General features: G+C 64.2%; 26 protein-coding genes. 6 read left to right on the top strand and 20 right to left on the bottom strand.

Features of this window, described 5'->3' with window-relative positions; genetic code table 11:
- Window positions 1-10: 10 nt before the first annotated feature.
- The 7 genes from XALGPE39_RS05395 to rlmE all read right to left on the bottom strand — a co-directional run bounded on the left by XALGPE39_RS05395 (window position 11) and on the right by rlmE (window position 7186).
- A complete protein-coding gene (locus XALGPE39_RS05395) occupies window positions 11-505 on the bottom strand; it encodes a nicotinamide-nucleotide amidohydrolase family protein (protein ID WP_045727301.1) in 495 nt (164 codons plus the stop codon).
- A gap of 172 nt (window positions 506-677) precedes the next feature.
- Window positions 678-2003 carry a ribosome rescue GTPase HflX gene (hflX, locus tag XALGPE39_RS05390; RefSeq protein ID WP_045728990.1) on the bottom strand — a complete coding sequence of 442 codons (1326 nt, stop codon included), beginning with the start codon at window positions 2001-2003 and terminating at the stop codon, window positions 678-680.
- Between the two features lie 26 nt (window positions 2004-2029).
- Window positions 2030-2305 carry an RNA chaperone Hfq gene (hfq, locus tag XALGPE39_RS05385; RefSeq protein ID WP_045727300.1) on the bottom strand — a complete coding sequence of 92 codons (276 nt, stop codon included), beginning with the start codon at window positions 2303-2305 and terminating at the stop codon, window positions 2030-2032.
- Between the two features lie 120 nt (window positions 2306-2425).
- Window positions 2426-3376, bottom strand: a complete 951-nt coding sequence (miaA, locus tag XALGPE39_RS05380) for a tRNA (adenosine(37)-N6)-dimethylallyltransferase MiaA (RefSeq protein ID WP_045727299.1) — start codon at window positions 3374-3376, stop codon at window positions 2426-2428.
- Complete coding sequence (gene folP, locus XALGPE39_RS05375; protein WP_045727298.1) at window positions 3376-4278, bottom strand: dihydropteroate synthase; 903 nt, start codon at window positions 4276-4278, stop codon at window positions 3376-3378. Before folP ends, miaA begins: the two co-directional genes overlap by 1 nt.
- A 281-nt stretch (window positions 4279-4559) precedes the next feature.
- Window positions 4560-6494, bottom strand: a complete 1935-nt coding sequence (gene ftsH / locus XALGPE39_RS05370) for an ATP-dependent zinc metalloprotease FtsH (RefSeq protein ID WP_045727297.1) — start codon at window positions 6492-6494, stop codon at window positions 4560-4562.
- Between the two features lie 59 nt (window positions 6495-6553).
- Complete coding sequence (rlmE, locus tag XALGPE39_RS05365; protein WP_045727296.1) at window positions 6554-7186, bottom strand: 23S rRNA (uridine(2552)-2'-O)-methyltransferase RlmE; 633 nt, start codon at window positions 7184-7186, stop codon at window positions 6554-6556.
- A 66-nt stretch (window positions 7187-7252) separates the two neighbouring features.
- On the opposite strand from rlmE, the gene yhbY reads away from it, so the two are divergent.
- Both yhbY and XALGPE39_RS05355 read left to right on the top strand, forming a co-directional pair.
- Window positions 7253-7558, top strand: coding sequence for a ribosome assembly RNA-binding protein YhbY (yhbY, locus tag XALGPE39_RS05360; protein WP_045727295.1), 306 nt, complete (start codon window positions 7253-7255; stop codon window positions 7556-7558).
- Window positions 7559-7576: 18 nt separating this feature from the next.
- Window positions 7577-7951, top strand: coding sequence for an Mth938-like domain-containing protein (locus tag XALGPE39_RS05355; RefSeq protein ID WP_045727294.1), 375 nt, complete (start codon window positions 7577-7579; stop codon window positions 7949-7951).
- Between the two features lie 222 nt (window positions 7952-8173).
- On the opposite strand, the gene XALGPE39_RS05350 is transcribed toward XALGPE39_RS05355, so the two are convergent.
- From XALGPE39_RS05350 to surE, 4 genes are read right to left on the bottom strand one after another with little or no spacing between them, the layout of a single operon-like run.
- Window positions 8174-8989: a peptidoglycan DD-metalloendopeptidase family protein gene (locus XALGPE39_RS05350; protein WP_152624821.1), complete on the bottom strand. Its 816-nt coding sequence runs from the start codon at window positions 8987-8989 to the stop codon at window positions 8174-8176.
- The gene (locus XALGPE39_RS05345; protein ID WP_045727293.1) at window positions 8986-9600 is read right to left on the bottom strand and encodes a YqaA family protein; all 615 of its coding nucleotides are present in this window, start codon (window positions 9598-9600) and stop codon (window positions 8986-8988) included. The genes XALGPE39_RS05350 and XALGPE39_RS05345 overlap by 4 nt, the downstream gene beginning before the upstream one ends.
- Window positions 9601-9619: 19 nt before the next feature.
- Complete coding sequence (locus XALGPE39_RS05340) at window positions 9620-10297, bottom strand: protein-L-isoaspartate(D-aspartate) O-methyltransferase (RefSeq protein ID WP_045727292.1); 678 nt, start codon at window positions 10295-10297, stop codon at window positions 9620-9622.
- Window positions 10294-11073 carry a 5'/3'-nucleotidase SurE gene (gene surE / locus XALGPE39_RS05335; RefSeq protein WP_045727291.1) on the bottom strand — a complete coding sequence of 260 codons (780 nt, stop codon included), beginning with the start codon at window positions 11071-11073 and terminating at the stop codon, window positions 10294-10296. Before surE ends, XALGPE39_RS05340 begins: the two co-directional genes overlap by 4 nt.
- 150 nt (window positions 11074-11223) lie before the next feature.
- On the opposite strand from surE, the gene XALGPE39_RS05330 reads away from it, so the two are divergent.
- A complete protein-coding gene (locus XALGPE39_RS05330; RefSeq protein ID WP_045727290.1) occupies window positions 11224-11757 on the top strand; it encodes a Smr/MutS family protein in 534 nt (177 codons plus the stop codon).
- Between the two features lie 12 nt (window positions 11758-11769).
- Here XALGPE39_RS05330 and truD read toward each other — a convergent pair whose 3' ends face one another.
- The 9 genes from truD to XALGPE39_RS05285 all read right to left on the bottom strand — a co-directional run bounded on the left by truD (window position 11770) and on the right by XALGPE39_RS05285 (window position 19309).
- Entirely contained in the window at window positions 11770-12834 is a 1065-nt protein-coding gene (truD, locus tag XALGPE39_RS05325) for a tRNA pseudouridine(13) synthase TruD (RefSeq protein ID WP_045727289.1), read from the bottom strand.
- Window positions 12831-13328, bottom strand: a complete 498-nt coding sequence (gene ispF / locus XALGPE39_RS05320; RefSeq protein ID WP_045727288.1) for a 2-C-methyl-D-erythritol 2,4-cyclodiphosphate synthase — start codon at window positions 13326-13328, stop codon at window positions 12831-12833. Before ispF ends, truD begins: the two co-directional genes overlap by 4 nt.
- An 81-nt stretch (window positions 13329-13409) precedes the next feature.
- Window positions 13410-14114 carry a 2-C-methyl-D-erythritol 4-phosphate cytidylyltransferase gene (gene ispD / locus XALGPE39_RS05315; RefSeq protein WP_200893902.1) on the bottom strand — a complete coding sequence of 235 codons (705 nt, stop codon included), beginning with the start codon at window positions 14112-14114 and terminating at the stop codon, window positions 13410-13412.
- Complete coding sequence (ftsB, locus tag XALGPE39_RS05310; RefSeq protein WP_045727286.1) at window positions 14111-14467, bottom strand: cell division protein FtsB; 357 nt, start codon at window positions 14465-14467, stop codon at window positions 14111-14113. Before ftsB ends, ispD begins: the two co-directional genes overlap by 4 nt.
- A gap of 2 nt (window positions 14468-14469) precedes the next feature.
- Entirely contained in the window at window positions 14470-15762 is a 1293-nt protein-coding gene (eno, locus tag XALGPE39_RS05305) for a phosphopyruvate hydratase (RefSeq protein ID WP_045727285.1), read from the bottom strand.
- Window positions 15763-15921: 159 nt separating this feature from the next.
- A complete protein-coding gene (gene kdsA / locus XALGPE39_RS05300) occupies window positions 15922-16758 on the bottom strand; it encodes a 3-deoxy-8-phosphooctulonate synthase (protein ID WP_045728988.1) in 837 nt (278 codons plus the stop codon).
- Between the two features lie 7 nt (window positions 16759-16765).
- On the bottom strand, window positions 16766-17254 hold the full coding sequence (locus XALGPE39_RS05295) for an acetyltransferase (protein WP_045727284.1): 489 nt from the start codon (window positions 17252-17254) through the stop codon (window positions 16766-16768).
- Entirely contained in the window at window positions 17251-18918 is a 1668-nt protein-coding gene (locus XALGPE39_RS05290) for a CTP synthase (protein WP_045727283.1), read from the bottom strand. The genes XALGPE39_RS05295 and XALGPE39_RS05290 overlap by 4 nt, the downstream gene beginning before the upstream one ends.
- 136 nt (window positions 18919-19054) lie before the next feature.
- Window positions 19055-19309: a hypothetical protein gene (locus XALGPE39_RS05285; protein WP_045727282.1), complete on the bottom strand. Its 255-nt coding sequence runs from the start codon at window positions 19307-19309 to the stop codon at window positions 19055-19057.
- A gap of 168 nt (window positions 19310-19477) precedes the next feature.
- Between XALGPE39_RS05285 and parE the strand changes: the two genes are divergently transcribed.
- From parE to XALGPE39_RS05270, 3 genes are all read left to right on the top strand, one after another.
- Window positions 19478-21367: a DNA topoisomerase IV subunit B gene (parE, locus tag XALGPE39_RS05280; protein ID WP_045727281.1), complete on the top strand. Its 1890-nt coding sequence runs from the start codon at window positions 19478-19480 to the stop codon at window positions 21365-21367.
- 178 nt (window positions 21368-21545) lie between these two features.
- The gene (locus XALGPE39_RS05275) at window positions 21546-23012 is read left to right on the top strand and encodes a S10 family peptidase (protein WP_235429867.1); all 1467 of its coding nucleotides are present in this window, start codon (window positions 21546-21548) and stop codon (window positions 23010-23012) included.
- A gap of 533 nt (window positions 23013-23545) precedes the next feature.
- Entirely contained in the window at window positions 23546-24535 is a 990-nt protein-coding gene (locus XALGPE39_RS05270; protein WP_045727279.1) for a GGDEF domain-containing protein, read from the top strand.
- Window positions 24536-24561 lie beyond the last annotated feature (26 nt).

Raw genomic sequence — 24561 nt, 5'->3', positions numbered from 1 at the left:
TCAGCGGCGTTCACAGCAGCGCGTCCAGACCGCGTAGTGCCGCAGCCACGGTCTGCCGACGCACCGCGTCGCGGTCACCGGGGAAGTGGAACAGTTGTGCACTGGCATAATCACCGCGCCGCTTCCAGCCCAGCCAGACGCTGCCCACGGGCTTGTCCGCCGAACCGCCACTAGGTCCGGCGATGCCGGTGACCGCAACCGCGATGCTGGCCCCGGAACTGACCAACGCGCCAGACACCATTTCGATCACCGTCTCGCGGCTGACCGCGCCATGCTGCTCCAGCGTCTGCGGACGTACTCCGAGCAACGCCTGCTTGGCTTCGTAGCTGTAGGCGACGATGCCGCAGTCGAACCAGGCCGACGAGCCGGCCACGTCGGTCATCACTTTGGCGATCCAGCCACCGCTGCAACTCTCGGCGGTGACGAGCCGTTCGCGTGCGCAACGCAGTCGTTCACTCAGCTCGGTGGCAAGATGCAGCAGGTCTTGATCGGTGGGCAGGCTCATGGCACAACTCGGAAAACCAATGCGCTTTGTAGCCCAATTCGCCGTGGCTGTCGCGCGCGCACGCGCCAGCACATGGCCTGGACGTTTGTAACAGCGACACATATGCCAGATCGACGCCGATAGCGCTTCGCCTGATCAATGTCGTGCGACAGCTCAGCACCAAGCAGAGCGCTCAGCGCTGCTGCCATTCCTCTTGCTCGCGCGGCGGCAACAGCGCGCGGATCGGCGCGCCGTCAGCGCTTGCGGCAAGGCGCTCGGCTTCGGTGATCGGGATGTCCACCTGCAGCAGCCAGCCATCCTCGTCGCTCTGCTCACTGCGGATCACTTGCAACTGGTGCAACTGCGAACGCAGGCGCCCAGCGCTCGGTGGAAGGCGCAAACGTCCCTGCACGTGACGCAATCCCAGCCGCTGGCCGAGCACCTGTTGCAGCAGATCCTGGCCACGTCCGTCGCGTGCCGAGATCCACACGCGCTCGCGCCGCGCCGTGTCGGGGACGCCATCCTGTGCATCGTGGCGCGCTTCGGCACCCTCGATACGATCGATCTTGTTGAACACCAGCAACTGCGGCAGCTCGCCAGCGCCGACCGCGTGCAGCACCTCGTCGACCTGGGCGATGCGCTCCTCGCGCAATGGATCGGCAGCATCGACGACATGCAGCAGGAAATCGGCCTCACGCGCCTCGGACAGGGTGGAGCGGAACGCGGCGACCAGTTCGTGCGGCAGGTTGCGCACGAAGCCGACGGTATCGGCGAGCATTGCATTGCCACCAGGCAAGGCGATCCGGCGCACGGTCGGGTCCAATGTCGCGAACAACTGATCGGCGGCATAGGCCTCGGCACCGGTCAGCGCATTGAACAGGGTCGATTTGCCCGCGTTGGTATAGCCGACCACGGCGATCCGTGGCAGTTCGCTGCGTACCCGCGCGCGACGCATCTGCGTGTGCTGGACTTCGACCTTTTCCAGGCGCTTCTGCAACTGCTCCACCCGCTTCTGCAGCAGGCGTCGGTCGGTTTCCAACTGGGTTTCGCCAGGACCGCGCAAGCCGATCGCACCACCGCGCTGACGCTCCAGGTGGGTCCATCCACGCACCAGGCGCGTGGCCATGTGCCGTAATTGCGCCAGCTCGACCTGCAGTTTGCCTTCGTGGCTGCGTGCGCGCTGGGCGAAGATGTCCAGAATCAGCCCGGTGCGGTCGATCACGCGCCGCTCCAAGTATTTCTCCAGATTACGCTCTTGGCCCGGGCTGAGCGCGTGATTGACCAGAATCAGATCGGCGCCGCTGGCATCGGCGGCCGCCTTCACTTCCTCCAGCTTGCCGCTGCCGATCAGGGTGGACGGGCTGGGCTTGTCGATGCGCGCGGTCACGGTCACCGCGATGCTGGCGCCAGCCGAGCGTGCCAGATCGGCGAACTCTTCCAACACGTCGTCTTGCAACGGACCACCCGCGTAGGGCTGGATCAACAGTGCGTGTTCGCCGCGACGCGACCGATCAAACACCTGCAACTCCAGCCATCAGCAACCCACTACTCAGCTTCGTCATCGCCCGCACTGCCACCTTCATTCTGCTGCACATAACCGCCGCCCGGCCCCACACGCACATTGCGCGCCGGCACCACGGTGGAAATGGCGTGTTTGTAGACCATCTGACTCACGGTGTTACGCAACAGCACCACGAACTGATCGAACGACTCGATCGTCCCCTGCAACTTGATCCCGTTGACCAAATATACCGACACAGGCACCCGTTCACGCCGTAGCGCGTTGAGAAAAGGATCTTGCAAGGATTGCCCCTTAGACATGCTTCACTCCCGAACTTATAGTTTTTATTGTCCGGCACGCCAATGCAGCTCCCCTGCCGTGGTCCGGAACGCTGATGGTACACAACCACGAGCGCAAGCACAGCGCGACAGGAATCCGGCTCAGGCGAGGAAGGATTCCAGCGCCGCCTGCAACCGCCCAGCATCGCCCTCCGGGTCGAACCAGCGCGCGTCCAGTTCGCCGCGTAGCCACGTCAATTGACGCTTGGCAAGCTGGCGGGTGGCGGCGATACCGCGTGCGCGGAAGGTCGCCGCGTCGGTCTCGCCGTCCAGGTGTTCCCATGCCTGACGATAGCCGACCGCACGCACCGCTGGCAGTTGCAGTGGCTGTTCCAGCGCAACCATGGCGGGCAAAGCGCGCAATGCACGCACCTCGTCGAGAAACCCTTGCGCCAGCATCGCGTCGAAACGCGCTTCGATGCGCCGATGCAGCACGCTGCGCTCGCTGGGTGCCAAGACCAATTTGAGTACCCGTAGCGGCAACCGAGGTGGCCTGGGCTGGGCCTGCCAGTCACTGATCGGCCGCCCACTGTGTTGGTACACCTCCAACGCGCGCTGGATGCGCTGCGCATCGCCGGGGCCGATCCGCTGCGCTGCCACCGGGTCGACCTGCTGCAATTGCGCATGTAATGCGGCCCAGCCTTCGGCACCCGCACGCGCGGCCAATGCGGCCCGAAATTGCGCATCGGCCGCCGGCATCGGCGCCAGGCCTTCGAGCAGGGCCTGAAAGTACAGGCCGGTCCCGCCGGCAAGGATCGGCAGGCGACCACGGGCGACGATTCCCTGCAGTGCGGCACGCGCATCCACCGCGAATTCGGCCGCCGAATAGGTCTGCCAGGGATCGCGCAGGTCCAGCAGATGGTGCGGCACCCGTGCCCGCTGTGTGGGGTCGGGCTTGGCCGCGCCGATCTCCAGATTTCGGTAAACCAGGGCCGAATCGACACTGACGATCTCGCCACCGTAGCGCTCGGCCAGGGCGATGGCCACCGCGGTCTTGCCCGAGGCAGTCGGGCCCATCAACGCGATCGCGCGCGGACGCTGGTCGGCCGGCATCAGTCCTCGTCCGGCCAGCGGATCGGCGTTGCCGTCCCGGTCGCAACACGTGGCGACGGCACGGCGTGTACCGCCTGCCAGACCGTCAGTGCATCCACGGTCGCGGTGACGTCGTGCACGCGCAGCAGCAATGCGCCGCGCTGCGCCGCCAACAGGTGCGCGGCGACCGAGCCGGCCACACGCTGTTCCGGCGCCGCGCGTCCGGTCAACTCGCCGATACTGCGCTTGCGCGACAAACCCGCCAGCACCGGAACGCCCAACTCGCACAGACGCGGCAAGTGCGCGAGCAACTGCACATTGTCGGCAGTGCTCTTGCCGAAGCCGAAGCCTGGATCGATCAGCAAGCAACGCTTTTCAATCCCAGCCATCTCCGCAGCGAAAATCCGCTCGACCAGGAATCGATGCACCTCAGCGACCACGTCGTCGTAGTGCGGCGTATTGCCTGCCGCGTAGGCGTCGCCGGGCATGTGCATCAGGATCACGGGCACGCGCAAGTCCGCCGCCGCATCCAACGCGCCGGGTGCACGCAAGGCTTGCACGTCATTGATCATGCCGGCACCGGCCGCCACCGCCGCGCGCATCACCTCCGGCTTGAAGGTGTCAACGCTCAGCGGCAGCGAGGTCTGCGCGGCCAGGCGCTGGATCACTGGAATGACGCGACGCAGTTCTTCCTCCACCGGCACCGGGGTGGCGCCAGGCCGGGTCGATTCACCACCGATATCGAGCAGGTCCGCGCCTTCCTCGGCCAGACGCAGGCCATGCGCAACCGCCGCTTCGACCGTCGCATGCGCGCCGCTATCGGAGAACGAATCGGGGGTGACGTTGACGATGCCCATGATCCGTGGGCGGTCCAGCATCAGGATGCGGCCAGCGCAATCCAGGCGAGGCGAGGTATCGAACATCAAACAAGTCTCCTGGTCATCTGTGCAGCCGGAAAGGGCCGCCTACGCGCCGCGACGGTTACGCCGATAACAGCACACGAGGGCAACAACGGCATGCCGTTGACGGCCGCGTCGAACGGGACCGCAGCATGGCAATGGACACACCGCGAAACATCATTGTCGCGCAGAACCACAGTCGCGCGATAAGCATGGTGTTTGCGCACCCCGACCAAACTTCCGCCGGAGACAAAAAAGCCAGGGATCGCTCCCTGGCTCGTCTGCGCACGTGAGCGCTGGCAACGCTACAACTGCTCGGCAGGCCCGGCAATCGGCGGTAATGGCCGCGAACTGCCCTGGTCGTTCCCACCGTCCTTGCCGGACTTGCCCCAGCCCATCGGCGGCGGCGGATCGCGGCCTTCCATGATCGCGTCGATCTGCGGGGCGTCGATGGTTTCGTACTGCAGCAGCAACTGCGACATGGTGTGCAGCTTATCCAGGTTTTCGGTCAGGATCTGCGTGGTCTTCGCATACGCCTTGTCCAGGATCGAACGCACCACTTCATCGATCCGCCGCGCGGTGTCATCGGAGACGCTCTTGTGCTGGGTCACCGAACGGCCCAGGAACACTTCGTCGTCTTCTTCGCCATAGGCAATCGGCCCCAGTTCGTCGGACAGCCCCCACTTGGTGACCATGTTGCGCGCCATCTTGGTCGCACGCTCGATGTCATTGGAGGCGCCGGTGGTGACCTTGTCGGTACCGAAGATCAGTTCTTCGGCCACGCGACCACCATATAGCGAGCACAACTGCGACTCGATCGCCACGCGATTCATCGAGTACTTGTCGCCCTCCGGCAGGTACATGGTCACGCCCAGCGCCCGCCCGCGCGGGATGATGGTGACCTTGTAGACCGGATCATGTTCAGGCACCAATCGGCCGACGATGGCATGGCCGGCCTCGTGGTAGGCGGTGAGGGTTTTCTCGTCCTCGCTCATCGCCATCGAGCGGCGCTCGGCGCCCATCAGGATCTTGTCGCGGGCGCGGTCGAAGTGTTCCATCCGCACCTCTTTGACCGACTCGCGCGCGGCGAACAGTGCCGCCTCGTTGCACAAGTTGGCCAGGTCCGCGCCGGAAAACCCGGGTGTCCCACGCGCGATCACCAGCGGCTCGACATCGTCGGCCAGGGGCAGCTTGCGCATGTGTACCTTGAGGATCTGCTCGCGACCACGCACATCGGGCAAGCCCACTACCACTTGGCGGTCGAAGCGCCCCGGACGCAGCAACGCCGGATCGAGTACGTCGGGACGGTTGGTGGCAGCGATCACGATCACGCCCTCGCCGCCCTCGAACCCGTCCATTTCCACCAGCAACTGGTTGAGCGTCTGCTCGCGCTCGTCGTGGCCGCCGCCCAGACCAGCGCCACGGTGACGGCCGACCGCGTCGATCTCGTCGATGAAGATGATGCACGGCGCATGCTTCTTGGCCTGCTCGAACATGTCGCGCACGCGGCTGGCACCGACGCCGACGAACATCTCCACGAAGTCCGAGCCGGAGATGCTGAAGAACGGCACCTTGGCCTCGCCAGCGATTGCCCTGGCAAGCAGGGTCTTACCGGTGCCGGGCGGGCCGACCATCAGCACGCCGCGCGGAATCTTGCCGCCGAGTTTGGTGAACTTGCTCGGGTCGCGCAGGAAGTCGACCAGTTCGCCGACCTCCTCCTTGGCCTCGTCGCACCCGGCGACGTCGGCGAGGGTGATCTTGATCTGGTCCTCGCCCTGCAGCTTGGCCCGCGATTTACCGAAGGACATCGCGCCCTTGGCACCGCCACCACCGCCCTGCATCTGGCGCATGATGAACAACCAGAAGCCGATGATCAGGATGACCGGCAGGAAATTCAGCACCAACGACCAGAAGCCCGGCCCGCTGGTCGGCTTCTGCCGGGTCATCTCCACGTTCTTGCTGTAGAGCACGTCGACCAGCTTGTCGTCGCGTGGGCCGTAGACCGTGGCTTCGCTGTTGTCGTCGCGCTTGAAGCGGATTGCCGTGACCGACAAGCCAGTGTCGTCGGTGAAATCGACCGACTTCACCCGGCCAGCATCCACGTCCTTCAGGAACTGCGTATAGGTCACGGTGTCGTTGCCCCCGCCACCGGCCAGCCGCGGCGAGAAACTCTGGAAGACCACCATCAGCACGACGGCGACGACTACCCACAACAGCAGATTTTTGGTCAAGTCGTTCATCCTCATTGGCTCCGGTGCCCCTTCAACTCTGTCTCGATGCGTAACATAGCGTGTTCAGTTTACTTAATTTGGTCGCGCTTACCCTGTCCCAGGGCATAGACCTCCGGCGAGCGCTTGCGCGAGGCGGCCGGCTTGCGGATGGTCACCTTCTCATAGCGGCGGCGCATCGCGCGAATGTAGTCGTCGAACCCAACTCCCTGGAACAGCTTGATCAAGAACGCACCGTTCGGCTTGAGGTGGCTATCGGCGAACGCCATCGCCAATTCCGCCAGATGCATCATGCGCGGCTGGTCCACCGCATCCATTCCACTTTTATTTGGGGCCATATCCGACAACACAAGGTCCACCGCCGTCTCGCCCAGCATGGCTTCAAATTGCGATAGCACGGCTTCTTCCCTGAAGTCACCATGAAGGAACTCCACACCGGCCAGCGGCGGCATCTCCAGGATGTCCAGCGCCAGGACTCGACCGCGCTCGCCCATCGATTTGCGCACCTGCTGCGACCAGCCACCGGGGGCTGCGCCAAGATCGACCACGACCATGTCCGGCTTCAACAGCCTGTCGCGTTGCAAGAGTTCTTCGAGCTTGTAGGCGGCGCGCGAACGCATGCCTTCGGCCTGGGCCTTCTTCACGAAGGGATCGGCGAAATGTTCGCGTAGCCAGCGTTGGCTGCTTTTGCTGCGGGTGGCCATGGACGGGCGGGCGGAAAGGGCGACCATGATACCCTGATCGCCCCTGCCAACCCTGCTACCACTTGCATGTCGATCCGACTGACCCCGTCCCAGAACCGCTTCCTGCGCGGCATGGCACACGACCTCAAACCCCTGTTGCAAATCGGCAGCAAGGGCGTCACCACGGCGTTCCTGGCCGAATTGGACGAGGTGCTGGAACGTCACGAACTGGTCAAAGTGAAAGTCGGCGGCGACGACCGCGAAACCCGCGATAGCGCCATCGGCAGCTTGGTCGAACAGTCGCACAGCGCGCTGGTGCAGCGGATCGGCCACACTGCCATTTTGTACCGTCCGGCCAAGGAAGACCGCCAGATCGTGCTACCACGCGGCTGACCGCAACAGGGTGACGTCATGCAACTGACCCAGGAGCTGCCCGATTACAGCTACGCCCTGCGCATGGCCGATGGCCGTCAGGCCAAGGTGAACGAACGCCTGCTGACCCGCAGCTTCATCCTCGCTCCGGACACCCTTGTCGAGGAATGGGAGACGGCAACGGCGAGCGAGTTGGATCCGCGGCATCTGCAACCCCTGCTGGCGTTGAACCCGGCCCTGGTCATTCTCGGCACGGGCGAGCACCAGGTATTTCCCTCGGCGGCGGTGATGGCGCTGTTCCTTACCCGCGGCATCGGTATCGAGGCGATGAGCAACGCCGCCGCCGCCCGCACCTACAACGTACTGGCGGCCGAGGGTCGGCGCGTGGCCGCCGGCTTTCTGCTCGAAGGCTGAGCGCAAACACGCCGTCCGTCGGCGCGCGGCGGCGTCCACGCTACTCTGCGATCCCGCTTTGCGGCTGACGCATTCGCCGCCAGCGCGATACGCATTGGTCCGGAACGATAGGTTTTGATCCATGCGCGCAGCGTGCTGCGATTCATCGGATTGCACAGATCGAGCACAGCCGGCCGATCTGGCTTGAATCGGCTCAGAACCGGCAGCGCGGGACAGCAGCGGCTACTTGGCTGGCAAGTACAGCAGCGGGTCCACCGGTTTGCCGTTGTAGCGAATCTCGAAGTGCAGCATGTCGCGCGCCGCGCCGCTGTGGCCCATTTCGGCGATCTGTTGGCCAGCCTTCACGTTCTGGCCTTCGTTGACCAGACGCTTGCGGTTGTGACCGTAGGCCGACAGCCATTGATCGTTGTGCTTGACGATGATCAGCTCGCCATAGCCAACTAGGCCGGCACCGGAGTACACCACCACGCCGTCCGCAGCGGCCCGCACCGGCTGACCGCTGCTGCCAGCGATATCCACGCCCTGCCTGGTCGCCTCGCCACCGACGAAACGGCTGACGATCGCACCATCGGCCGGCCAACGCCACCCGAAACCGCTGCTCGCCGGGGTTGTCGCTGGGGTTGCGTTCGCAGGCCGGGCCTCCGTGGCTGCGGCGGTGACGGTGGCTCCGGTCGGCGGCGGCGACACCGACGCACTACCGGGCTGAGCCGCAGTCGTTGTCCCAGGTGGATAAAGCTTCAGCGACTGCCCAGGATAGATCGTGTACGGCGGCGACAACCGGTTCCAGGCGGCCAGATCCTGCGGGGTGACATTGTTGGCGCGGGCGATCGCGTACAGGGTGTCGCCGTGATGCACGGTCGCGCTGACACCGGGCTTGGCGGCGGACACGCGCGGCGTCGGGACGCTGGAGCGCACCGGTGTCTGGGCAGAAGAGGAAGTCCGCACCACCGTGGCACTACTGCACGCACCGAGCGCCAAAGCGAGCAGCACCAGGGCGCCACCACGCAGACCACCCCGCATGATCGGATCGATGCTCATCCGTATTTCGCTCTCCATAGGATCCACAGCACCAACAGCACCAGAATCGCCATCGCGCACCAGCCCAGCAGCTCGATCCAGCGGCGCAACGCAGCTTCCGCACGTGGGCCGCCGAGACGGATCGCGCCTGCCAACAGATAGACACGTTTACCGCGACCGACCAGCATGCTCGCCAGAAACGGTAGCAGCGGCACTCCAACAATGCCTGAGGCCCAGGTGAATATCTTCAGCGGGATCGGCATAAAGCCAGCCAGGACCAGCAACCAGAATGCCTGCCAGGGCGAGGCGACGACCACCTCGCGCAGGTGGCTGACCTGCGCATCGATTTTCTGCGTCCATCCCAGCCAATCGATCAGCGGCTGTACTGCGGCGAAGGCGAAGTGACCCAGCAGATAGCCGATCATGGCACCGGCGATCGAGCCGATCAGGCTCAACGTGGCGAACCACAGCGAACGCCGCGGCTGCGCCAGCGACATCGGGGCCAGCATGACTTCCGGCAACACCGGAAACACGATGGCTTCGGCGAAACTCAGCGCGGTCAGCAGCATCGGCGCGTGACGATGCCGCGACCAGAGGATGGCACGCTCGTACAGCGGCCCGAATATCTTCATGCGGTGCGGCTCCGGTGGTTCAATCCAGCATGCCCGACAGCAACGGGACAAAGGTCACCGGGGCCAGCACGTCGTGTTCGATGACGCCGTCAGCATCGCGACGCAGGCGCACCAGCGACTGCGCCGATGCCTCGCCCACAGGTGCCACCAGGCAGCCACGCGGAGCCAATTGCTCGACCAGCGCATCCACCAGCGCCGGCGCTGCGGCGGTGACCACAATCGCATCGTAGGGACCATGCTCGGGCCAACCGATACGACCATCGTCATGCTTGCTGCGCACGTTCATCCCGAGCTGGCGAAAGCGCTTGCGCGCCTGCCGCAGTAAATCGCCGATGCGCTCGACCGTATGCACCTCCAACCCCAGCGCGGCCAGAATCGCCGCCTGATAGCCGGAGCCGGTGCCGACTTCCAGCACCTTCTTCGGCGCGACGTCGAGTACGGCCTCGGTCATCCGTGCAACCACCCAGGGCTGGGAAATGGTCTGCCCGTGACCGATCGGCAGAGCGGTGTCCTCGTAAGCACGCGACGCCAGAGCCTCATCGATGAACAGATGCCGAGGCACGGTACGCACGGCGTTGAGCACGCGCTCGTCGGCGATACCGGACTCGCGCAGACGCGTCACCAAACGGTCGCGCACGCGCTGCGAGGTCATACCGATGCCAATCGCTTCCGATTGCAGGCGCAACCGTGGGGTCATGCCGACCGACCCAACGCCGCGCTGAGGCCACCGACCCAACTGGCGAGCGTTTCCAGCGCCTGATAGCGGGTGAGATCGACCTGGATCGGGGTGATCGAAATGAAGCCGGTACGCACCGCATGGAAATCGGTGCCTGGGCCGGCATCCTGCTCACGCCCGGCCAGGCCGATCCAGTACACGGTGCACCCACGCGGATCCGATTGCGGCAGGCAGGCTTCGGAGCGGTGGCGATTGCCGAGCCGGGTGACTTCGAAGCCTTTGATGTCCTGCCATGGCAGGTCGGGTACGTTGACGTTGAGAATGGTGTCCGCCGGCAGCGGATCGGCCTTCAGTTGCGCCACGATCTCGACGGCGGCCCGCGCGGCGCTCTGGAAATGCTGCGGAGCGTGGTTGTGCGAGGCTAACGACACCGCCACCGCAGGCAGGCCCAGGAAGCGGCCTTCCATTGCCGCCGACACCGTTCCGGAATAGATCACATCGTCGCCGAGGTTGGGCGCGTTGTTGATCCCGGAGACCACCATGTCCGGCTCGAAGTCGAGCATACCGGTCAGCGCCAGATGCACGCAGTCGGTCGGCGTCCCGGCAACGCTGCACGTGTCGTGGTCGATGCGCTTGATCCGGATCGGTACATCCAGAGTCAGCGAGTTGCTCGCACCGGAGCGATCACGGTCGGGCGCGACCACCGTCACCTGATGGCCGGCACCGCGCAGATGCTCAGCCAGCATACGGATGCCGGGGGCGTCGACGCCATCGTCGTTGCTGACTAATACGCGCATGGTGCTCCTCGAAAACCGAAGCATGATACCGGATGCACTGTGCCAGGTCGCTGCCGACATGCTGACGCGGCACACCATGCCATCTCGACGAGCCGCCCACGCACGGCACCATTTCCCCTCAACCCACACGACACGCTCTAAGCTGTGCGCATGTCGCATCCCGAAGACGAAGACCCCACCGCCTTGTTCCGCGCGGCAATCGGCCCGGTGGCGCCGCTCAACGCGACGCCACCAGCCAATCCCAAGCCACGGCCCAAGCCGCGTGCGCGCATGGCCGAACGCGATGATGCCCAGGCGCAAAGCGAGTTCCAAACACTGCTACGCGAACGTGCGCCGCTGGAAGCCGGCGATATCGCCAGCTATCGCCGCGCACATCTACCGGCGCGGGTGTTCCAGCGGCTGCGCAAGGGCCAGTTCTCGGCACAGGACGAGCTGGACCTGCACGGCGCTACCGCCACACAAGCCGAGGCGCTGCTACGCCAGTTCCTGGCCGAGGCGCACGCGCACGAATTGGGTTGCGTGCGCATCGTGCATGGCAAGGGGCTGCAATCGTGCGGCACGCCGTTGTTGAAGAATCTGGTGGACCGCCTGCTGCGCCAGCGCAACGACGTGCTGGCGTTCCATTCCGCGCCACCGGCCCAGGGCGGCACCGGCGCGCTGCTGGTGCTGCTGGCGCGGCGCTGACACCGCGCGCGGTTACGGCGACTCCGCAGTGGAATCGTCGCGTGTCTGGCCCGCGTCGACGACCTCGCCCAGTTCGTGCAACAAGGCCGTGGCGTAACTGCCCGGCGGCAGCGCGAAACGCAACTCCAGCACGTCATCGCGCCCGTCCAACCAACGCCAATGCAGATCGGCGACACGCAAGCGGGTCGCACGCCGTTCCTGTTTCAGCCCCTCGCGCTCCAGCCCATCGCGCAGACGCAGCGCAAGCGCATCGTCCAATGCCGCCAGTTCCAGCGCCTGCGCCGCTTCGGCGCTGCGCAATGCGCCACTTCCCCACAGCGGTGCCGAAGGATGGATATCGAAGCGCTGCAGACGCTCGGCCAGCGCATCGGTCCATGGCTCCGGACCGAACACGCTGCGGCTGCCATCCAGCATCCAGACTTCGCCATCGAGCGGGCGATCCCAACTACCCGCGCTCACCCGCGCCGCCAGCACCCGGTTGAACAATTCCGAACGCGCCGCCGACAGCAGCAGCGTGCGCTGCTCGCGACGCACCCGACGTCCGCCGAACATCGCCAGCGCGGCTGCAACGTTGCCGCCGTCACGGCCGAAGCGCTGCTCGCCGAACCAGTTGGGAATGCCACGCGCGGCGATCTGCGCCAACTGCGCATCAATCGCGGCACGCGCGCCACGCACTTCGCGCAACACCAGCACGAAGGCATTACCGGCCAGCGCGCCACGCGGCAGCTTGCGATTGTGCCAATGCGTTTCCAGCACTTGCAGGTCGGCATCGAGCAAGGTTTCCAGGGCTGGAGCCACGCGTTTGGGCAGATGCACCGAAAAACGCTGGGTGGTGACCGCATGGCGATCCTTCATGCCCGCATAGCCGATCGCCATCTCTGCCACGCCAGCCCACTGCGCAAGGCGGCGGGCGACAAACGCGGTGTTCATGCCACGCTTGCGCACGCTCAATAACAAGTGCTCACCCTCGCCACTCGGCGCGAACGCGGGCACTTCGTCGACCTGAAAGTCTTCCGCCGCACAACGCATCCGCGCCTGCAGCGCAGCCAAGCCGAACGCGCGCGGCAATGCGCTCATTGCGCCACCAGCAGCACCACCGCCTGCGCCGCGATGCCTTCGCCGCGCCCGGTAAAGCCGAGTTTTTCGCTGGTGGTGGCCTTGATGCTGACGCAATCCACATCCACGTGCAGCAAGCCGGCCAGACGCGCGCGCATCGCTGGCGCATGTGGGCCGATCTTCGGCAACTCGCAGACCACGGTGATGTCGGCATTGCCCAGACGCCAGCCGCGCTCGCGCAACAGGCTGTGGCAATGCACCAGGAACTGCGCACTGTCGGCGCCTTTCCAACGCGGATCAGAAGGCGGGAAATGCTGGCCGATGTCGCCCAGCGCCAATGCCCCAAGCAAGGCATCGCACAAGGCATGGATCACCACATCGCCGTCACTGTGGGCAAGCACGCCATGCGCATGGGGGACGCGCACGCCGCCCAGCATCACGTGGTCGCCATCACCGAAGGCATGGACATCGTAGCCATGGCCGATACGGAAGGCAGGCAGGTTAGACATCGACATAGAGATGGAAAGGTCGTCCGCAAAAGGAAGAGATTCGCACGCCGCACCAAAGCGCAGCGTCGGTCGTACACAACGGGCCGGTCACGGTTGCCGTTCGCGCTGGAACAACGCGAACTCGAAGCGTGCCAGATCGGCCGGGGTGGTGATCTTGAAGTTGTCCTCCGCCCCCTCGACCAGGAGCGGCCGCAACCCCAGCAACTCCATTGCCATGGCGTCGTCGGTCACCTCCACACCATTGGCCTCTGCCTGCTCCAACGCACGACTCAACTGAAAACGACGAAACAATTGTGGAGTCAGCGCACGCCACAAACGCTCACGCGGCTCGGTTCCGTCGATGCCACCATCATCGCCAGCGCGCTTGAGCGTGTCGCGTACCGGCGCGGCCAAAATCGCACCGACAGGATCGCCGCGACCGGTCTCCAGCAGTCGGTCCAAATCGGCCAGCGCTAGATTGGGACGCGCCGCGTCGTGCACCAGCACGAAATCGTCCGCCTTGACCGACTCCGGCAAGGCATGCAACGCGGCCAGCACCGAGCCGGCACGGCTGCCCGCGCCGAGACAAGTCAGCACCGGCTTGCCAGCCAGCTCGGTCCAACCCGGCCACTGCGTATCGTCGATGCCAAGTGCGACCATCGCCCCAGCCACCGCCGGATGCGCCAACAGCGCCTCCAGCGCATGCGCGAGCAAGGGACGCCCACCGGCCTGCAGATACTGTTTGGGGGTGACACCGCCGAATCGGGTGCTGCGACCGGCCGCCGGCACCACGGCCCAGACCGCCGCCATCAGGGCTGCTCGCCCGGTGCTGGGGACGCTGTGGACGCCGGCGACGGGTCAGCGTCCGGTGCCTTGGACACCGGCGCGTTCTCGACCACGCGGTAGAACTTCTCGCCAGGTTTGATCATGCCCAGTTCGCTACGCGCGCGCTCCTCGATGGCCGCCTCGCCGTCCTTGAGGTCCTTGACCTCGGCAGCGAGTGCGGCGTTGCGTTGTTGCAATCCTTCGTTATCGCGCTTCTGGTGCTCGACCTGACTTTCGAGCACCAGCACCTCGCCGGAATTTCCCGGACCGAACCAGAAGCGGTACTGCAGCCACGCCAGCAGTCCGGCCAGCACCAGCAACAGCCAGCGCCAGTTGCGCACGACTATCGCTTGAGCGAGACGAACGCGTGACGCCCCGCATAACGCGCGGCGCTGCCCAGCGCTTGTTCGATCCGCAACAACTGGTTGTATTTGGCCACGCGGTCGCTGCGGCACAGTGAACCCGTCTTGATCTGGGTCGCGGTGGTCGCCACGGCGATGTCGGCGATGGTGGTGTCCTCGGTCTCACCGGAGCGGTGCGACACGATGGCCGCGTAGCCAGCCTGGTCGGCCATGGCGATGGCTTCCAGGGTCTCGGTCAGGGTGCCGATCTGGTTGACCTTGATCAAAATCGCATTGGCGGTGCCGGACGCGATCCCCTGCTTGAAGATCTTCGGATTGGTCACGAACAAATCATCGCCGACCAACTGCACCTTGCCGCCGATGCGATCGGTGAGCAGCTTCCAGCCCGCCCAGTCGTCCTCGGCCAAGCCGTCTTCGATGCTGACGATGGGGTACTGCGCGGCCCAGTCGACCAGGAAATCCACGAACTGCTCGCTGCTCAGGCGCTTGCCCTCGCCCACCAGGTGGTACTTGCCGTTGTCGTAGAACTCGCTGGAGGCCACGTCCAGGCCCAGCAGCACATCGTCGCCAGCGGTGTAGCCGGCCTTGCCAATGGCTTCGAGGATGGTGTCCAACGCTTCGACGTTGCTGCGGAAGTCCGGCGCGAAGCCGCCCTCGTCGCCGACCGCAGTGGACAGGCCATGGCCCTTGAGCACCGACTTGAGCGCGTGGAAGATCTCGGTGCCGGCGCGCAGCGCCTCGGAGAAGGACGCCGCGCCGACCGGCAGCACCATGAACTCCTGGAAGTCGACGTTATTGTCGGCATGCGCGCCGCCATTGATGATGTTCATCATCGGCACCGGTAGCGCCACGTTGTTCGGGTGAGCGGCCGACAACGACTGCCACAACGCCTGTTTGCGCGAGGCGGCGACCGCGTGGGCATTGGCCAGCGACACCCCGAGCAGCGCATTGGCGCCCAGGCGGCCCTTGTTCTCGGTGCCGTCCAAGTCGATCAAGCGCCGGTCCAAGCCTTGCTGATCGGCCGCATCGAAGCCCTGCAATGCGTTGGCGATGGTCGTATTGACGTTTTCCACCGCCTTGCGCACGCCCTTGCCCAGATAGCGGGTCTTGTCGCCATCGCGCAGCTCGACCGCCTCCTTGGTGCCGGTGGATGCGCCCGAGGGCACTGCGGCGCGGCCCAGGGAGCCGTCAGCCAGCGTCACCTCCGCTTCGAGCGTGGGGTTGCCGCGCGAATCGAGGATCTCGCGAGCGTGGATCTTGGCGATAGTGGTCATAAGTGCAGTCGGTTACCAGGAATAAGGGGGAAGGCGGCAAACCATCGGATTATCGCCGTAGTGCCGCAGCTTGCCAAATGCGTCACGCGTTACGGCGACATCACGCATGCAAGGAGGACTCTCCACAGCACAGACGGCCAGTGTGCGCGGTCCGCCGGGTCAGCCCAGGCCGTGCTCGGGGAAACCACTGCGCTTGGCGATGGCATCCAGGGCAAGCAAGGTTTCCAGCAAGCCCTCCATCCGCTCCAGCGGCCAGGCATTGGGACCATCGGACAAGGCCTTGGACGGATCCGGATGGGTTTCGGCGAACACGCCGGCCACACCCACCGCGACCGCCGCACGCGCCAGCACCGGCACGAATTCACGCTGCCCACCGGAACTGCTGCCCTGCCCGCCAGGCAACTGCACCGAATGGGTGGCGTCGAACACCACCGGACAGCCGGTCTCGCGCATCACGCTGAGCGAGCGCATGTCGCTGACCAGGTTGTTGTAACCGAAGCTGGCACCGCGCTCGCAGACCATGATCTGCGCGTTACCAGTGGACTTGGCCTTTTCCACCACCGGCTTCATGTCCCACGGCGACAGGAACTGGCCCTTCTTGATGTTGACCGGCTTGCCAGCAGCGCACACGTTCTTGATGAAATCGGTCTGCCGCACCAGGAACGCCGGGGTCTGCAGCACGTCCACCACCGCCGCCACTTCGTGCAGCGGGGTGTATTCGTGCACGTCGGTCAACACCGGCACACCGATCTGGCGCTTCACTGCCTCCAGCACCTTGAGCCCCTGCTCCAGGCCCGGGCCACGGAAGCTGGTGCCGGAGGTGCGGTTGGCCTTGTCGAAGCTGGACTTGAACACGAAATGGATACCGAGCTTGTCGGTGATTTCCTTGAGCTTGCCGGCGACGTCGAGCTGCAGTTGCATCGACTCGATCACGCACGGGCCTGCAATCAGGAACAACGGCTGATCCAGACCGACCTCGAAGCCACACAGTTTCATGCTGCCATCAATTTTCATGCACTGCTCCATCCAGCATTTTGATGAGCTTCGCTGGCACGCCACCAACGACTGCAAATGGCGGAACGTCGTGAGTGACTACCGCTCCAGCAGCCACAACCGCGTGTTCGCCGATGATGCAGGGGCCTAGAATGATCGCCCCGGTACAGATCCAGGCGCCGCGTTTTACGACAATATCGCGCCCTTTTTGCGGAATGCTGGTTTGCCGCTCTTGGTCCAACCGTGTCGCATCGTGACTGCCAGTCAACAACTTCACTTCGTGACCAAAGAACGCCCAATCTTCGATACTGATGCTGCCTGACGACAGATTGAACGTGGCGTTATTAACGACCGCGCTGGCTGCGATATCGAGCGTGTTGGAACCATCCGAAGATTCGAAAACCAACGGTTTGTTGAGGACGATCTCTTTGACGAACGCTTCCGTTTCAGGGTCTTTCAGGATCTTGCGCAGTAAGACCTTGTAGTCGTCCTCAATCATTGGGCAACCGCTTGCTTCAACAGCTTGCCGCCCGCCTTGCGCTCCCGCGCAGCACGGACAAATCCGATGAACAGCGGATGGCCGTCGCGCGGTGTGGACAGGAATTCCGGATGCGCCTGACAGGCCAGGAACCAGGGATGCACATCGCGCGGCAGTTCGACCATCTCCACCAGGGTGTCGTCCATGGACTTGGCCGAAATCACCAAGCCGGCATCTTCAAGCTGGGTACGGTAACGGTTGTTGAACTCGTAACGGTGGCGGTGGCGCTCGGCCACCACATCCTTGCCATACAGTTCGCGCGCCAGCGTGCCCGGCTTGAGCCGTTGTTCCTGCAACCCAAGGCGCATGGTGCCACCGAGGTCGGAACGTTCGTCGCGCTTTTCGAGGTCGCCGGTGGCAGTGCGCCATTCGGTGATCAGGCCGATCACCGGATACGGCGACTGGCGGTCGTTTTCGGTACTGTTGGCCGCATCCAGGCCAGCGACATGCCGCGCGTAATCGACCACCGCCGCCTGCATGCCGTAGCAAATACCAAAGTACGGCACCCGGTGTTGACGCGCGTAACGCGAGGTCATCACCTTGCCTTCAAAGCCACGGTCGCCGAAACCACCAGGCACCAGAATGCCATCGACATCGGCCAGGGCGGCCATGTCAGTGCGCTCCAGATCCTGCGCCTCCAGCCACTTCAGGTTGACCTTGGTGCGCTGTCGCAAGCCGCCATGCTTGAGCGCCTCACCGACGGACTTGTACGCATCCTGGTGATCCACGTACTTGCCGACTACGGCAATGGTGACTTCGTCGAGCGGATGCTGGACCGCATCGACCACGGCCTCCCATTCCGACAGGTTGGCCGGACCGACCTTGTCGCGCAGCTTGAATTGATCGATGACGATCTCGTCCAGGCCTTGGCGGTGCAACTCCAACGGCATGCCATAGAGCACGTTGATGTCGGCGGCGCTGATCACCGCGCGCTCGGAGACGTTCGTGAACAGCGCGATCTTGCGCCGCTCCGAATCCGGAATCGCTTGCTCGGAGCGGCACAGCAACACATCCGGCTGGATACCGATCGAGCGCAATTCCTTGACCGAGTGCTGGGTCGGCTTGGTCTTCAGTTCACCGGCAGCGGCGATGTACGGCACCAGGGTCAGATGAATAAACATCGCCTTCTCGGCGCCGCGCTCGGTACGCACCTGACGGATCGCCTCCAGGAACGGCAGCGACTCGATATCGCCGACGGTGCCACCGATCTCCACCAGCGCCACATCGAAACCGGCGGTGGCCTCGTCCACGCAGCGGCGGATCTCATCGGTGATGTGCGGGATCACCTGCACGGTGGCACCGAGGTAGTCACCCCGACGCTCCTTGCGGATCACGTTCTCGTAGATGCGCCCGGTGGTGACCGAGTTCTTACGCGATAGACGCGTGCGCACGAAACGCTCGTAATGTCCAAGATCCAGGTCGGTCTCGGCGCCATCGTCGGTGACGTAGACCTCGCCGTGCTGAAACGGGCTCATCGTGCCCGGATCGACATTGATGTAAGGGTCCAGCTTCATCATCGTGACCGACAGGCCACGCGCCTCGAGAATGGACGCAAGCGAGGCGGCCGCGATGCCCTTGCCAAGCGAGGACACTACGCCGCCAGTCACGAAAATCAGGGGGGTCATGGCTCTAGGCCTCCCGGAAAGCCATAGTTTAACGGCTGATGCGGATTTGCCCAAGCGCTTTCAGCGACATCGGCCACACAAAAACAAACGCCCCGGCTGCAACCGGGGCGTCGGATACCGACACTGCCACGCGCCATCAGGGCTTGCGGGCTTCTTCCTCTTCCTCTTTTTTGGGTGCCGCCGCGCCCTTGCCGGCGTTGTGCTCAGCGGCAGCGGCGGCACGCCGCTTGGCCTTGGCCTCGGCCTGGGCCTTTTCCTTGGCGACCTGCGCCTCATAGGCGGCGGCACCGGCGGCGGCCGGATCGGCGCTCTGCGCCTGGGCCATCGCCACCGGCACGGCGAGAGCTGCGGCGAACAGGGCAGACAGGATCAACGATGTGCGAATCTGCATGGCGGACTCCTCTTGAAACCTGCGACGAAGATGGGGGATGCCGTCGCACCTTTACCACCTACACCCTAGCGCAATGGCGCCACACCGGCCCTGAATACCGGGCCGCGTGCAAAAACCCCCCGCAGCCCGCACACTTCCGGCTCTGCTTCGCGCCACCTGCCAAAACGCATGAACACCCGCTACAACGCTGCCGACATCGAAGTTCTCTCTGGCCTGGATCCGGTCAAGCGCCGGCCCGGCATGTACACCGACACCGCACGCCCCAACCACCTGGCGCAGGAAGTCATCGACAACGCCGTGGACGAGGCGCTGGCCGGCCATGCCCGGCACATCGAGGTAACGCTATACAAGGACGGCAGTTGCGAAGTCTCCGACGACGGGCGCGGCATGCCGGTGGACATCCACCCGGAGGAAAAAATCTCCGGTGTCGAATTGATCCTCACCCGGCTGCACGCCGGCGGCAAGTTCAGCGACCGCAATTACACGTTCAGCGGCGGCTTGCATGGCGTCGGTGTCAGCGTGGTCAACGCACTGTCCAAACGAGTGGAACTGTTCATCCGCCGCGAAGGTAACGAATACCGTATGGCCTTTGCCGATGGTCATGCGGCTTCCAAGCTGGAAATCGTCGGCAGCGTCGGCAAGAAAAACACCGGCACGCGCCTGCGCTTCTGGCCCGACCCCCACTACTTCGACACGCCCAAGTTCGCCGTGCGTGCGCTGCGCCACCTGCTGCGTGCCAAGGCCGTGCTGTGCCCCGGCCTGACCGTCAAACTGCACGAGGAGGCGAGCGGCGAGCAGGACACCTGGTATTTCGAGGATGGCCTGCGCGATTACCTGCGCGGCGAACTGGCCGAACGCGACCTCCTGCCGGCCGATCTGTTCGTCGGCAACCTCAAGAAGGACCGCGAAATTGTCGACTGGGCGGTGGCTTGGGTGGTCGATGGCGAGCTGGTACAAGAGAGCTACGTCAACCTGATCCCGACCGCGCAACACGGTACCCACGTCAACGGCCTGCGCAGCGGCTTGACCGATGCGCTGCGCGAATTCTGCGACTTCCGCAACTTGCTGCCACGCGGGGTGAAGCTGGCGCCGGAAGACGTGTGGGACCGTGTCGCCTTCGTGCTGTCGCTGAAGATGACCGACCCGCAATTTAGCGGGCAAACCAAGGAACGCCTGTCCTCCCGCCAAGCCGCCGGCTTCATCGAAGGTGCCGCGCACGATGCCTTCAGCCTGTGGCTGAACCAGAACGTGGAAACCGGCACGCGTATCGCCCAGATCGCGATCGACCGCGCCAGCGCACGCCTGAAAACCGAAAAACAGATCACCCGCAAAAAAGTCACCCAGGGCCCAGCGTTGCCGGGCAAGCTGGCCGACTGCATCAGCCAGGATCTCTCGCGCACCGAATTGTTCCTAGTGGAAGGCGACTCCGCCGGCGGCAGCGCAAGACAGGCGCGCGACAAGGACTTCCAGGCGATCCTGCCGTTACGCGGCAAGATCCTCAATACCTGGGAAGTGGCTTCGGGTAGCGTGCTGGCCTCCGAAGAAGTACACAACCTCGCCATCGCCATCGGCTGCGACCCGGGCAAGGAAGAAATCGACGGCCTGCGCTATGGCAAGGTGGTGATCCTGGCCGACGCCGATTCCGATGGCCTGCACATCGCCACACTTCTGACCGCGCTGTTCCTGCGCCACTTCCCGTCACTGGTCAAGGCCGGCCACGTCTTCGTGGCAATGCCACCGCTATTCCGCGTGGACGTGGGCAAGCAAGTGTTCTACGCACTGGACGAGGAAGAAAAGCGCTCACTGCTGGAAAAGATCACACGCGAGAAGATCAAGGGCCAAGTCAGCGTGACCCGCTTCAAGGGCCTGGGCGAGATGAATCCGCAACAATTGCGCGAATCCACCATCCACCCCGACACCCGCCGGCTGGTGCAATTGACCGTGGACGAAGGCGACGACACCCGTGCGCTAATGGACATGCTGCTGGCCAAAAAGCGCGCCAGCGACCGCAAGCAGTGGCTGGAGACGAAGGGCGACCTGGCATCGCTGGATGTCTAGAGCGTGGTACACGCCACGGTGAGCGACAAGGGGTTGGATGACCATATTCATCCTGACCCTGTCTTTATGCACATCCACTGACAGCGCTATCGCCACTAGGATGCCAATCCCCATTACCGAGCGCCCATGCGTGTCGAACCTCTCCTCGTCCCTGCTCGCCAGCGTGCTATTGCTGGCCATGTTGCCGTTTTCCCCCGCGCTCGCCAGCGAGGCGGAGCACGGCAATGAGAAGCCCGATGCGGCTGCGCATGCAGACGCCGACAAGCCGGCACCGCTGCCCGACGATGCGCAAACCAGCCAAACCATTCAGTTGAACGGCAAGACCCTGCGCTACACGGTCAAGGTCGGCACACTCCCGGTCAAGGACACCCAGGGCAAGATCATCGCCGACGTGGTGTACACCGCATACACCATGGACGGCAAGGATCGACCGGTCACCTTCGCGCTGAACGGCGGCCCCGGAGCGGCCTCGGTTTATCTGAATCTCGGCGCGATCGGCCCGAAGGTGGTCACGTTCGGCAGCGAGGGCGACAGCAGCTCGGCACCGGCCCGCCTGCACGACAACCCCGGCACCTGGCTGGATTTCACCGACCTGGTGTTCATCGATCCGGTCGGCACCGGCTTCAGTCGCTCCCGCATCGGCGAGGAGCAGGCCAAGAAGTACCTCTACAACCCGAGGGCCGACGTCGAATATCTGTCCCGCACCATCTACGACTGGCTGCTGAAACACCAGCGTCTGCAATCGCGTAAGTATCTGGTCGGCGAGAGCTATGGCGGTTTCCGTGGCCCACGCATCACCCATTATCTGCAGACCCGGCTCGGGGTGGGCATGAATGGCGTGGTGCTGGTCTCGCCCTATCTGAACCCGATCCAAGACGACAACGGCGACGTCTCGCCGCTGCCATGGATGCTAACCCTGCCCTCGATCACCGCCGCGCACCTGGAGCGCGAGGGGCGCCTGACGCCCGAGGCGATGCGCAAGGTGGTCGAATACACCCGCGGCGACTATGTCACTGCGCTGCTGCGCGGACGTTCGGACCCTGCGGGCAGCAAACGCATGATCGAGCAGGTGACCACAATGACCGGACTGGATCCGGTTTACGTGCGCCGCGCCGGCGGCCGCTTGGAGACCCAGGCCTATCTGCGCGAGGTGTTCCGCGACAAAGGCGAACTCGGTAGTCGCTACGATTCCAACGTCACCGCCTTCGACCCGTTCCCGAACGCACCGGAGCAGCGTGCCAACGATCCAATCCTGGACAGCATCATTGCGCCCACCACCACCGCGATGGTCGACTTCGTGACACGCGTTGTCGGCTGGAAAGTGAATGCGCGCTACCAGGCGCTGAATTACGACGTGAACGCGCTGTGGGATTGGAACGACGACCCACACAAGGGCTCGGTGACCGAACTGCGCCAAGCGGTGGCAATCGACCCCAAACTGCGCGTGCTGATCGTGCACGGCTGGAACGACCTCTCCTGCCCCTTCATGGGTTCGGTGTTGATCGTGGACCAGATGCCGGTGATGGGCAACGACCCGAGCCGGGTCCAGGTCAAGAATTACCCAGGCGGCCACATGTTCTACAACCGCGCCGATAGCCAGCGCGCACTGCGCCAAGACGTCATGGCGATGTATCGGGCCAATTGAACCCGAAGATCGGCAAATGCCGCACGATGGACCGACATGCCACGCGCACCGGCAGCCGCAAGAGCCGGCCGGTGCGCGAAAGTGAATTGGTCCAGCCGCGGATGCTTGCATCCTTGAAGCAGCCCTAAGCATCGCCTTGGGCCGCACAGCTGGTGAGTCCAGCATGCGCGCGACAGTGTTACGACGGCGTCCTGACCGCGTTGCGAAATGATGTCGCCCAGCACGCTACAGACGACAACCAACGTGGACTCCCCCCACCCGATGCGGGGGCAGCCGAAGGCAAAGAACACCCTCCTCTCCACTGCACGCAGCAGCACTGTGACAGCGGTCGTTCGCCGATAACAATACACAGCACAATGACTTCTTCGCCTGTATACGAAATGCGCGAAACGATCCCGTCAAGCACAATCAGGCATGGAACTTGCCTTCCAAATACGGACGCTTTTATCTAAACCGCGCCGCTTTATGCTTATCGTTTCTCGCATCGCCCTTCCATACCGCACAAACCCGCACGGTCTTGCGAGCGCGGCATCATGACTGTGTCCATGCGCCGGCAATTCCGGCTCGGCATCATCAAGATTCTGGGGCCGTCTACCTCGTCACTGCTGCTGCTCTTCGGTGCCTACCAGGCATCGCTGGACCAACCCTGGACGGCAGTCGCCAGCCTGGCATTGGCGAATCTGGCAGCGCTGGCAACCTGGCTCTCGTTGCACCACGACGACGGACGCATAGGCCCCTTGCTATCGCTGAGTTGGCTACTGGGTTGCGCCCTGGTGTGTCATGCACTGCACCATGCGGCGGTGCCATGGCTTTACCTGGTGATGATGAGCAACTTCTTCGTGGTCACACGCAAGGTGGGAGTGGCCTGCAACACCACACTGATCGTGATGCTACTGGTCATCACCCCTGGCCCCCTGCTCGGCCCGGAACATATGTTTTCGCTGCTGACGGTTTCGCTGCTGATCACCGGGCTGGGCTATATGCTGTCGCTGCGCCTGGAAGATGATCGCGTGCAACTGGAACAACTGGCCTCGCACGACGCACTGACCGGTTTACCGAACCGACGCATGCTCGAACGCAGCCTGTCGCAACGTGTGGCCGATCCACGCCGGACGGTGCGGCGACATGGGCTGATCGTGCTGGACATCGATCACTTCAAAAAAATCAACGATCTGCATGGGCACGCCGAAGGCGACCGCACCCTGGCCGAACTGGCGGCATTACTGCGACTGCAAGTGCATGCGCCGGACGAGGTATTCCGCTTCGGCGGCGAGGAATTCGTGATCGTGGCCAGGCTGCAATCGATACACGAACTGACAGCGTTCACCAAGCGCCTGTACGAGGCAACGCGCAGCGTCCTGCACAGCCCCAGTGGCGCTATCACCGTGTCTCTGGGCGCGGCCATGCTCTGCGACGAGCAGCATTGGCAGGACTGGTTCTCGCGCGCGGACGCCGCGCTCTATCAGGCCAAGAACAAGGGACGCGATACCTACGTGGTGGCCGAGGACGTCACACAGAACTGAACGCGGCGACCGACGCCGCCGTCTTG

Source organism: Xanthomonas sp. GPE 39, assembly GCF_000963005.1.
Lineage (GTDB): Bacteria > Pseudomonadota > Gammaproteobacteria > Xanthomonadales > Xanthomonadaceae > Xanthomonas_A.
This window is presented reverse-complemented; position numbering and strand designations above follow the sequence as displayed.